Source organism: Enterococcus sp. C74, assembly GCF_040887125.1.
GTDB lineage: Bacteria > Bacillota > Bacilli > Lactobacillales > Enterococcaceae > Enterococcus_B > Enterococcus_B hirae.
Genome location: NZ_JBFOFA010000008.1, coordinates 78,106 through 90,190 on the forward strand (window position 1 = coordinate 78,106; position 12,085 = coordinate 90,190).

The following is a 12,085-nucleotide window of genomic DNA, read 5'->3' on the forward strand; positions in this document are numbered from 1 at the left end:
TGAACGATTAATCGTTCTTTTTTTAGGAGTTTGAGGCTGGATGAATTGAATCCTCCAGCCTCATTGAGAGAATATAAGAGATAAAGCAAATAATATATCCCTATGTCTTTATTCTACTTAAATCTTTCATCTTATTTTTTTTATTTTTTTACCATCTAGTCATGAACAAATAAAAAAAAAACATATTAGAAAAGCTCCCCCATGGCTTTTCTAATATGTTTCATCATTACTTTTGATGGAAAGGAACGATTTTAGAAGTCAGTGTCACTGATTTCTAAATTTACTGTTACATTTCCACGCAAAGCTTTTGAGTAAGGGCAAACTTGATCTGCTTCTTCAACAAAACGTATTGCTTCATCTTTCGGCATATCTTTGATAAAGACTGTCAAAAGAACTTCTATTGTAAAATCTGCCTCTCCATGATTCAGCAAAGCAACGTTTGCTTTTACTGAACTAGGTTGATTGATGTTTTTTCTAGATAAAACTAATTCTAAGGCACCGTTAAAACAGGCACTATAAGCTGCTGCAAAGAGCTCTTCGGGATTTGTTGCATCCGTGTTTTGGGTTCCAGGTGCTGCGACATCATACAAAAATTTTTTCTCTTGTGAATAAATTTTACCACTACGACCACCTGTATTAATAGTAGCTACCTCATAAATTTTGCTCATAAATTTCGCCCTCCAAAGTTGATTGTAAATATAGTAGTTGGCATCTAGGTAATTGGGTATCACATAAAAGGTTAGTGTATAGGAATGATTGGGTTGTTTACAAGAATAGTAAATTTTACCTAAAACCAAACTGCGTCTATTTACTTCTTTACTCTAAAGGATTATTCAACGTCATTTTTTCTTAAAAAAAAATACGAATCTACTCTTTATTGAAATTATTAAAAATTTTGAGCAAGGAAACTACTCGTGTTCAATTTTCTTTTTTCCATTTCCCTAAACCACTCAAAATAGGGTTATAGCCAAACAAAGACGTTAATAAAAAATAGATAGGGACGGCTATAGAAACTTGGATTAGATTAGTCAAAAAGGTAGGTGACATGCCATTTGTAATTATTCTTGTAACGAACCACATAATAATGGATGAACAAAAAATAACCAGTAAGTTTTTTTTCTTAAAGCTAAAATTTGTTTGATTCAAGAATGATTTTGTACGTACCACTGTTACAAAAATTTCTGCTAAAAGGTTTGAAAAAACCACTCCAAAAAAACCGATCCACGGTAACAAGATTAAATTAGATAAAATATTGATAACCGCACCAATTAATACAGATTTATTGTAGATTTTTACTTTGCCAATCGGTATCAAATATTGTCTAGAAATGGACATACCTAAGGGCATCACAACGATCAAAATAGAAAAAAGTGGAATAACTTTATTGATGAATAAGAATTCTTTCCCAAAAAACCAGGGAACTAATTTATCGTAAACCGTAAGCATCCCGAACATCGCTGGAACACTAAAATATAATTGTAAATGAATCGTCTTATCAATGATATCCACCATCTTATTAATGTTTCCTTTGGCATATAACCCACTCATGTGCGGTAATAGCACCATATCAAGCGTTGTAATAACCGTGATAAATACCGTATTGATTGTTAATGAATTAGTGTAATAACCAACAGCTGTACTACCAATAAAAACACCCAATAAAGTCTTGTTTAGATTCGTATAAAGTAAAATAGCAACCTGTGGGATAAAAAATTCAAAAGATGATCGGATATGTCTAAAGCTATCTAAGAATGCTACCTTTTTAAAATTTATATGTTTATGAATAAATAGCCATGTCAATAGTTGAGATAATAAGGTTCCTACTGACTGTAGTAAAACATATAAAATCGTATCAGAAGAATCTTTAATCAAAAAGATAATTAAAATGAAAGTAACAAATTGAATTCCCAGATTGATCATGCTCGTTTTTCTGAAATCCTCGATTCCCATAAAAAACCACGAAATGTCAAACATAACAGCTATAATAGTGAGGCTTTGTATATAGAAATAGATCTTATTACCTAAAAAAGTAGTAAATAACAAAAAAACTAAAAGTGTAATACATGTTAAAACTGCTTTTAATAAACAGATTTCCCAAAACGTTTTTGAAATATTTTCTTTACGATTATAAACTAATGCGATTTCTCGATTCCCATACATCGAGATCCCTAAACTAGCGACTAACACAAAATATTGAGTAATCGAATTGGTGTAATTAAAAATCCCTAATCCTCCAGGACCTAATGCTTTTGAAACAATTGGGACTGTAATGATTGGCATGATAATCTTTGTCAGTTGAAATAATGACTGATACCCAAAATTTTTAAGCACATGTTTCAATTCTATTAGTCCCTTCCAAATATATCTCGCGTATAGACTTTCATTTCTACATCTTTGAGTAACGGATCAAATCGATTGGCTAATATCACATCTGAATGCTTCTTGAACTCATCAATGTCCTTTATTACTTTAAATGTCGAAAAATGCTCCTTCTTCACTGTCGGTTCATAAATGACTACGTTAATGCCTTGATCTTTCAAAAGACGCATGATACTTAAAATAGATGAATATCTGAAATTATCAGAGCCCGCCTTCATTGTTAAACGATAAATCCCTACTACATCTGGATTTTTTTCCATGATACGATCTGCAATAAATGTTTTTCTTGTATCATTTGACTGAACGATGGCTTGGATCAGATCATTTGGCACGTGCTGGTAATTCGCTAGTAATTGTTTCGTATCCTTCGGTAAACAATATCCGCCATAACCAAAAGAGGGATTATTATAATAGTCCCCTATTCTTGGGTCCATTGAAACCCCCGAGATAATTTGAGCTGTATCTAATCCATTCATTTCAGCATAAGTATCAAGTTCATTGAAATAAGCAATCCTTAATGCTAAATAGGTATTAGAAAACAGTTTGATCGCTTCTGCTTCTGTTGAATCAGTTAAAATAACAGGAACATCTTTTATTCGAGTATTTTTTTTAAACATCGAAGCAATTTTTTGTCCTCTTTTCGTGTTTTCGCCTACAACGATACGAGAAGGATAGAGATTATCATACAATGCTTTTCCTTCCCGCAAAAATTCTGGTGAAAAAATAAAATCCTCTGATTGATATTTCTTTTTTAAATACTTAATATAACCTAAAGGAATCGTTGACTTAATGATAAATACAGCATCCGTACGTACTGCCTTTACCTTTTCGATTACTTCTTCTATGGAGGAAGTATCGAATAGGTTTTTTTCTTCATCATAATCGGTTGGAGTAGCAATCAAAATAAATTCTCCCCATGATGCTGCACTTTTGAAGTCTTGTGTAAAAGTTATTCCCAATTCTCTATTATTCAAAAATTCTTGGATCTCTTTATCTTCGATTGGGGAACAACCTTTTATTAGTTTCTCGATTTTTTTCTGATCGATATCATAAGCAACCACATCATTATTTTGGGCAAGCAACAATGCATTTGCTAGCCCTACATAGCCCATACCGAAAACAGATAGTCTCATTTCTTACACCTTACTTATTTTTTTATTTTTTGCTTGTTTTAAAATTTTTTGTATTTTTTTATTATCCCCCCATACAGCCTTAGAATCATATTTTCTATCGGGATAGGCACCATAATCCAAATGAATATTCAAGTGATTATCTGCAATGAATTGTTCGACACGTTCTTTTAATTTAACAGGATAACCTGAGCAAATATTAATGATTCCTGAGATTTCGTCTTGTTCAACAGCTGCTGCTACTTGAAAACAAAAATCATCATAGTCTAAAAAATCGTATTGGTTTTCCCCCATTGTAAAAGGAAAGTTTACCTCTTCTTCCTTGGCTTTCTCAATGATTTTTGAAAAAACCGAACTACCACCCGGTTGATTCGATACAATGTAATAAGCACGCAACCATTGAAATTTTTTATTGGTTTCTTTAGCCATAAACGAACTGAAATTTCTCAATGAATCTTTTGCAATGCCATAGTAACTCATTGGGTGTGTACTAGTGAATTCGTTAATGCAGCCTTCATAAAATCCAACTTCATGCATCGATCCCATCACTACGATTTTATCGATTCCTGATAAGAAAAATTTTTTTAAAAATAGTGCATGATCGGATAAGTTTCTAATATGACTTTCTGCATTATGGATAAACCCATCTTGCCATGCAAGATGGACTAATACGTTCGGTTCACCAAAATAATGATACGGATCAGAAATATCAAAAAGATTTTCTTGATAGATAGTGGCTTCTTTATTTATTCGATTCGTTCTGACATCTGTCGCAATAACTTCATTTCCATCATTGATCAGTTGGTCTACAATTCCAGTTCCTAAATAACCGTTTGCTCCAGTTACTAATATTTTCATCAATTCTCACTCCCCAAATTTACTATTTTTTCTATTATTTTTTCCCATGAGAAGAGGTCGAGTAACACCTGATCCCCAACAGGGATACGTTTTTTTTCCAAAAATTGAAGCATTTCGTTGATTGAGATCGGTGAATCATCATCCTTTACTTGATAAATATTTTGTTTTACTGCACTAAAAAATGGTGTTTCGCCTGATGTAATCACTGGAATTCCTTGATAAAGTGCTTCGGATACTTTGATAGCTGTCTCAATATTGGCACCTCGTAGATGTAACTTTAATGTACCGATAGCCATTGAAGCTTCACCATAAAGCTGTTCTAATTCTTGACGATCTTTATACCCATGAAATATAACGTATCCTTGTAATCGGTAAGATGCTACCAGTTGTTTTAACTCTTCAATTGCTGGTCCCCCACCAACAATGTCAAAGAAGACCTCTGGTGCTATCTCATCTTTTGTCCGATAATAATATTCAAGTCCTTCAATTAAACGATCCAGCCCATGATAAGGATAAAAATTTCCAACAGCAACTACCCGATGTGTAGGCTGTTCTTCATTTTTCTGATATAAATTGACTGGCAAATTATCCGGATCTACACCATTGTAAAAAGAAACCATCTTCGCCTTTTTTTTATTACTTGTCTTCGCCTCAATTACTGCAATCTTATTGCATTTTTTTTCATACAATCGATCACCTAAGTAATTCCATACTAGACTCAATCCACCCTTTAACTTATTGGGTGCTACATTCAATTGTTCTTTATAATAAGGATAAGTAGGAATTTCCATAATCGTTTGAATTGTTTTTTGCTGAGAGATACTTAGCAGTTCACTCATTATTTTTGTATAATATTGATCCCGAAAATAGAAATGAGTCCATTCTCTCGACAACAATAATTTTTTTGTTGCTATTTGGATATCTTTTATTTTTTGACGGTGATTCGTTGCATCACTCTTTGTTAATAAACTGTCGTGAATCATCTGCTTGTCATAAAACTCACGTACTCTTATTTCTTGTTTTTTAAAATAAAGTAACCAACATTGCTTTTTATGATTGCTCATATACTTTGCTTGGGAACAGTTCTTTTTAAAAATACCTTTATTTTCTTCTGCAGAAATCCCACTCAAAAATAAGATGCTCATTGTATTTTGTCCTTTCTTATAGCCATTCATTCTGATAAAATAGCGGATTAAAAATCCTTTCAGGTATAGAGATCGAAAAATAAGAAACATAAAACCAAGCCAGAAGGTGAATAACTAACATCCCCCACAAAACGAGTTGATAATAGGTGACTTTTTTGTATTTATAACTAGCATTGATCACAGAAATATAAATCAAAGGCAATATACCTCTGGCTAAACGGTAAAATTCTACAGAATACCAAAGCAAAGGAATAAACATCAATAAAATCACCGAAGCATAAAACACATATTGTGAGAATAGTTTATTTTTTTGACTGATTGTACTTTTAGGAAATCCTAAATGTGCCCAGTATGCTAACCCCACATTCAGCAAGAAAAGAAAAATAACTTGTATCGAACCATTTGTTATTTTTTCAGTATATTGTTGGATTCTTCCGGAATTTGTTGAGAACTCTTCGATTAAATAATTCAAATAGGGAGGAGTTCCACTATAGATTACATAGATCAACTCCAGAAAAATTGCACCACCAACCATTAGTTGAATAAAAAACTTTTTGTTTTTTGAAGATAAAAATAAAAACGGTAGATAAAATAAACTGATCGTATGAAATAAGCTAGCGCTAATTATGCCAAAAAAATATTTTATTTTTTTATTTTCTACTAAATATGGAAATGAATAAATCACAAGAGATATCGCCACTAAATTCCTTAGTTGAATAGCATCAATAAAAAATAAAAATAACGTATAAATAATTATAAATAGATGAGTATTTACGCAATATTTTTTAACTGTCGCACCGATTAATAGGGTTGCAAATAAAAAGACCAACCCACGCATACCAAAGAGTCCTAAATTTAATTGTCGGCAAAACTGTGCAAAATAGTAAAAGCCGAATTCTGTCGCTTTATATTTGATACGTGCATCATCAAAATAAGTTGCTTTATAGTAGACCATGTCTGTATTTTCAGTACCACCTGCAAAAATCAATCCGAGGATCAAAACACTTAATAAGAGTAAATATTTATTGCGTTTATTTCTGAAAACTTCAATAAAATTAAGTATCAGTACAGCAAAATAAGCAACGATGATCATCCAGCAGACACCCTATTCAACATTTTTTTTATAAAACTGGTTCCATAAATCAACTGATTCAAGGTTCGATATCTCCGTTTTTCCATTAAACGACTCACCAGACATAAATAGTTTCTATAATACCGTGATGATTCTATGATTAAAGGTTTCTGTATTTTCTCTTTGGACAATAGTTGTTGGATATCTTGTAGCATCTTTTTTTGATTCGCTGTATTCATGCCGAATTGGGTATAGATATTCAACCCATGTCGTAAAAAATAAGTATAGCGATATTTTTGATAGTAGGGATAAACGCGTTCATTCCATTCAATTTCTCCAATTGTTTCTATAAATATTTGAAAATCTTTCACAGCTGAGGGATTATTTTTTAAAGAAGTACTCGTCAATTCACGTTGACTATATTGATAAACTACTTCGGGGACCAGCTGAATCGTTTGACATTTAGAAACATAGTTAAAATTGAATAAAGTATCTTCTTGCCCATAACGAAATCTTTCATCGAATTTCAAATCATACTCATCTATTATTTTTTTTCGGTACAAACAATTCCATAAATGGAGAAACGTCATTCGATGATCTAAATTAAACAAAGCATAAGCAATCTCTTTTTGATCCTTTAATTGCTTTTCTTCATAGGAGTAATCTATTTCAGACAAAAGCAGTTGTTTCTTATCAATCAACTGCATCGATTTGCCGCCTACGATCATATCTGCATCTCCGATTTTGTTAGACAAATAGACATAGATATTGGGATCAATTGCATCGTCTTGATCGATAAAACTAACAAATTCGCCTGTCGCATAAGCTAAACCTGTATTACGGGCTGCACAGATCCCCGCGTTTGTTTGATGAATCAATAATATACGTTCATCTTGTTGTGCAAATTTTTGGCAAATTTGATAACTATCATCTTGTGAACCATCATCAATCAAAATCAACTCGATATTTTTGTAGGGCTGATTCAATAACGCTTGGAGTGTATTTTCTAAATACAAGCTTCCGTTATAGATTGGAACAATCACGCTAATTCTCTTCAATTTTCTTACTCCTTTCCACTGAAGATCCGATCGAGCCAAGTGGATAATTGATAGTTTTTGTAAAGTTGATCATTTAGTAAATGGTAGTCTGTCTCAATAAAACGTTGTGGAATAACTGGCTTTTTTCGGTCAACTACGCAAATGTTATCAGGATGGTAAAAATCATAATTTTTCACTTCTGGATTTGTTGTAATCAGTTTTCTTCTCATTCCATGTGTCTCAATCGTACGCATCGTGAGACCTGATTGATTTGCTAGCTCTAGATCCAAAATAATTTTGCTCTCTTTAACCACTTCATTAACGATTGTTTGCGGAAGTGGTTGATAGATGAATTCTTCTTTTTTGGCTGTTGCGAGTGTCTTAGTTCCATATTTGTAATAATAAAAATGCCAGATAGAAGGAAGATATAGTTTGAAATAGTAGCTATATTGTTTTTTCTCACAAAGTTCTTTTACTTGATTGATAAATGAGTAACGCATGCTATGACCGAATCCCACAAAAGAAAAAAGATAGGTTGGCTCTTTTTTGTTTTTCTCATCGGAATTTATGTAGAATAATGGCAAAAAATTTAATTCTGCGTATTTCTTGCAGTCTTTCGCATCAAAACTATATAAATAATTAAAATAATCAAAGTATCTAGTCACTTGTGAAAATGTAGCAATTGAATCCCACAAATAGGCTAATTTAGGGATCGGTCCAACAATATCGGTCACCTCTTTGATGAACTTTTCAGGAAACAGTACTGGATTGATAACGAAAAAGTAATCATAATTTTCTTGTCCTATCGCTAATAAAATTTGCTTCAGATAACTCTCTCTTAAGGTATTGAACTTTGTAGAAAGTTTCATTTTGAGGTGTGAGTCCGAAGGGATCGCATTATAATACGTCACTTTTGCGCCTTTTCTTTCTAATTCTTCGATGATCAGCTGTGGATAATCGTAAAATTTCCATGCAATAAACAATATTTTTTTATCCTTTAAGCGTTTGTCCATACTATGCCTTCTCTCAATTTTCTCCGTTGTACTGTTTTGTAATCTCTCGAATCATTTGATTTAATGAATAATTTTTTTGATAGATCGCTATTATTTGTTGTTTGTCACAGCTATGCTCTGCATTTAGGATTGCTCGTGCAAATGAGTGAGGACTATCTGTATTTAATAAGCAACCACCTGTTTGTTCAATAATTTCTTCTACTCCTGTCACCTTTTTGCCAATAATCGGAACACCAGCGCGAATCGCTTCGATCAAAGAATAAGGCAACCCTTCATATCTCGAAGTGATCAAATAATGATCATACCCTGCAACGATTCGTTCACTATCCGTTCTTTCTCCTAATAAATGGACATTTCCCGTCAAATCGTGCTTGATTAAAAATGCTTTGACTTCTTTGAATAGTGGTCCATCCCCTGCCCAGACAAAATGATAATTAGGGTCTTGTTGAATGACTTCTTTTGCTACTTCCATAAATAAAAAAGGGTCTTTTTGAAAAGAAAGACGTGCGTTGTTACCAATAACAATATTCGATTCCTTCAACCCTAGAGATTCTTTGATCGTTTTTTTAGAAGGAAAGTCGATTGCAGGCAATCCATTGCGGATGACTATAAATTTGGATGGGTTATCAAGGTGTAATTTTATACCTGCCATTCGTTCTTCTTCAGATACATTAAACGTCTTCTTCGTTGCATACCTACTTAGCATCTTCTCTATCCAAATAAATAGTGTCTTCTTAGATTGCTTAAATTCCGAAGATAAGAAAGAATACGCATGTGGTGTATAAAAAACTTGCTCAATACGATTTCTTTTAGCAGCTATTCGCCCTAGCGCACCGGCTTTCGAACTATGACAATGCACAATATCCGGTTGAATTTCTTTCATTTGTTGTTTCAAGAAGCGGTAAGTAACATAATCATTTTTCACATCGACATTTCTAGTAAAGGTAGGACAGGGAATAAAAGTAGCTCGATCTTTTAACTGCATATATTGATCAGAAAAACAGTGATCCATTTTTTTTGTTCCATGAATAAAGTAAAGATCAAATTCTTCTTGGTCTAATTGTTCAATCAATTGAACGATATGTTTTCTTAAGCCGCCTTCCATTGATTCACTCAAGAGCAAAACTTTTTTTTTCATTTCCCTATCAACACGCTCCTTCAGGACGCAAAATAACAAAAAATGTACGATAGATGATTTTGAAATCAATATAAATACTTCGCTTTTCGATATATTCTAAATCTAGCATCACCATTTCAGAAAAACCGATATTGCTACGCCCGTTAATTTGCCATAAACCGGTACAACCTGGTTTGACCAATAGTCTTTGCTCATCATATTTCGTATATTGCGAAACCTCTCTTTGTAAAGATGGACGAGGACCAACTAAACTCATTTCACCTTTCAAAACATTCCATAGTTGTGGTAATTCATCTAAGCTTGTTTTACGAATGAATCGTCCAAATTTTGTTACACGTGGGTCATCTTTCATCTTGAACATCGCCCCTTCTACTTCATTCTTGCTCAGTAGCGTTGGGAGCTTTTTTTCTGCATCGACACACATCGAACGAAATTTATACATTTTGAATAACTGCTTATTTTTGCCTACTCGGTATTGGGAAAAAATGATTGGTTTTCCCGGCTCTTCCAGATATATCCTAAGAGCAATCCAAAGTAAGAGAGGTGATAAAACCACAAGGCCAATAAAGCTAAAAACAATATCAATGATTCTTTTAGAAAGTTCATATAATTTTTTGCGTTTCAGCTTCACACGATAAAATTGGACTCTCGAGCCAAAGCCCTCTTGAAATTTTTTCGTAACCTCGATATTTTCACTCATCCCATTGCCACCTTTCTTTATCGAATGGATCAAATCAACGAAAGAAACTAAATCGACGATGTTTCACTCTTTGATAAGTAAACGGCTCAATTTTGTTTTCGTATAGGATATCCATCGGCATTTTCTTTAATGATTTAACTTTTTCATTACCATAATCTTTTTGAATAATGTGATATGCTTCTTTTAAATAAAAATTCCTTTTTTCTAAACTATGGGCATCGGAAGCAATCATTTGAACCATATTTAATTGAATCATTGTTTTGGCAGTCTTTTGGATTTTTCGTCCAAACAAACCGACGATACTTGGTGCCGTTCCTTGAGCTAGCGCCCCCATATCTAAGAAAGGCAACAGTTTATTCGGATCATTAATGAATATCCTATTTCTTTCTGGGTGGACGATGATTGGTATATAGCCTTTAGCAATTAATTCAAAAAAGAGCTTTGTTGCATAAAGGGGAACGTCATTCGTCGGGAACTCTATTAGTAGAAACTGTTTTTTCTGCCCAAAACCAATAATTTCTCTTTTTTCTAAATCTTCTATCAACGTACCAGTAATACGATTTTCTTGACCTACGAGCAATTTCAGCTCAATATTGTTACGATCAAATTCAGTTTGTAATTTTGCTACTTCATTGGCTACATTCGTAGCGGGATTCAAAAATCGCCCATTCTTATGATGGGGGGTACACATCAAATGTGTGATTCCTTGTTCTCTGGCTTTCAACGCCATTTTGAGACTTTCATCGATGGTTTTCGGCCCATCGTCAACTCCTGGTAAAATATGACAATGTAAATCGATCATTTTTGAGCCCTACCTTTATTGATAACGACCTTTCTTTTTATCTCACTGATTACATACATTCCAATAGCCATAACCACAGCAAGTATCCCTGCATATATAAATGTTTGGACGAAAGACAATAAGTACCCCCGTACAAAGTAATAAACACTTTCCGTTAAAATACCGATCCGATCAATCACACCACTAAAATAGATCCATGTGGGTAATAATAGGAGTGTTCCGCCAGCGCCTAAAAACATCAAGGCGACAAATCGGAATTTTTGATGTGACCAATGAATGGTGTGGAGTAATAGCAGAAGTAGGCAAACCAAGATCACACCATTTCCAATAATCAATTGATTCAGCAATGGCTTAAATTGCTTCACTTTATTCACATAGTTAGCTAAAAATGGAATTTCTAACGATTTTTCGGTTGCTTCGATCGAAGAATCCACTAGCCTATTGATTACTTGTTCCTTGTCTTTCGTTACTTGTATGTTTTTTGTTTGAATATAGTGATTTAAATGTTGTTGGATTTTCTCTTTGATTTCTTCTTCTCCAGATAAATCGTATGTTTTCCTCATATAAAGGCTAGTTACATACTTTTTGACATTAGTTTGGACAAATGATAACGAGACAATCTCTTTTAACTGATTCGCCGGGACATTGCTACCTCTTCCAATATCTTGAATTTTCTCGTTAATTTCTTGTTGAACTAATTTTGTATATCGAGAATTTTCCATTTGCTTGCTCATGAAATTAGGATTTGCTAAGGTTACTCTGATACAAAGCAAAGACAAAAAGCAAAGACATGCAACCGAGCAAATATAGG

At 33.3% G+C, this 12,085-nt stretch carries 12 protein-coding genes; all 12 read right to left on the reverse strand.

What is annotated here, in order from left to right; genetic code table 11:
* Positions 1-251: 251 nt before the first annotated feature.
* Entirely contained in the window at positions 252-668 is a 417-nt protein-coding gene (locus tag AB3H93_RS10840) for an Ohr family peroxiredoxin (RefSeq protein ID WP_010736880.1), read from the reverse strand.
* 250 nt (positions 669-918) lie between these two features.
* Positions 919-2,340: a flippase gene (locus AB3H93_RS10845; protein ID WP_010720300.1), complete on the reverse strand. Its 1,422-nt coding sequence runs from the start codon at positions 2,338-2,340 to the stop codon at positions 919-921.
* 5 nt (positions 2,341-2,345) lie between these two features.
* A complete protein-coding gene (locus AB3H93_RS10850; RefSeq protein ID WP_010720301.1) occupies positions 2,346-3,512 on the reverse strand; it encodes a nucleotide sugar dehydrogenase in 1,167 nt (388 codons plus the stop codon).
* A 3-nt stretch (positions 3,513-3,515) separates the two neighbouring features.
* Positions 3,516-4,367, reverse strand: coding sequence for an NAD(P)-dependent oxidoreductase (locus AB3H93_RS10855; RefSeq protein WP_010736877.1), 852 nt, complete (start codon positions 4,365-4,367; stop codon positions 3,516-3,518).
* A complete protein-coding gene (locus AB3H93_RS10860; RefSeq protein ID WP_034699377.1) occupies positions 4,367-5,512 on the reverse strand; it encodes a glycosyltransferase family 4 protein in 1,146 nt (381 codons plus the stop codon). The genes AB3H93_RS10855 and AB3H93_RS10860 overlap by 1 nt, the downstream gene beginning before the upstream one ends.
* Before the next feature lie 16 nt (positions 5,513-5,528).
* Complete coding sequence (locus tag AB3H93_RS10865; protein WP_010720304.1) at positions 5,529-6,605, reverse strand: EpsG family protein; 1,077 nt, start codon at positions 6,603-6,605, stop codon at positions 5,529-5,531.
* Entirely contained in the window at positions 6,602-7,642 is a 1,041-nt protein-coding gene (locus AB3H93_RS10870; RefSeq protein ID WP_010720305.1) for a glycosyltransferase family A protein, read from the reverse strand. Before AB3H93_RS10870 ends, AB3H93_RS10865 begins: the two co-directional genes overlap by 4 nt.
* Positions 7,643-7,647: 5 nt before the next feature.
* Positions 7,648-8,634 (reverse strand): hypothetical protein, encoded by a 987-nt coding sequence (locus AB3H93_RS10875; RefSeq protein ID WP_010720306.1) that lies wholly within the window; start codon positions 8,632-8,634, stop codon positions 7,648-7,650.
* Between the two features lie 13 nt (positions 8,635-8,647).
* Positions 8,648-9,772, reverse strand: coding sequence for a glycosyltransferase (locus AB3H93_RS10880; RefSeq protein WP_010720307.1), 1,125 nt, complete (start codon positions 9,770-9,772; stop codon positions 8,648-8,650).
* A 7-nt stretch (positions 9,773-9,779) separates the two neighbouring features.
* Positions 9,780-10,472 carry a sugar transferase gene (locus AB3H93_RS10885; RefSeq protein ID WP_010720308.1) on the reverse strand — a complete coding sequence of 231 codons (693 nt, stop codon included), beginning with the start codon at positions 10,470-10,472 and terminating at the stop codon, positions 9,780-9,782.
* 34 nt (positions 10,473-10,506) lie between these two features.
* Complete coding sequence (locus AB3H93_RS10890; protein WP_368020568.1) at positions 10,507-11,274, reverse strand: tyrosine-protein phosphatase; 768 nt, start codon at positions 11,272-11,274, stop codon at positions 10,507-10,509.
* Positions 11,271-11,996: a hypothetical protein gene (locus tag AB3H93_RS10895; protein ID WP_223603459.1), complete on the reverse strand. Its 726-nt coding sequence runs from the start codon at positions 11,994-11,996 to the stop codon at positions 11,271-11,273. The genes AB3H93_RS10890 and AB3H93_RS10895 overlap by 4 nt, the downstream gene beginning before the upstream one ends.
* Positions 11,997-12,085 lie beyond the last annotated feature (89 nt).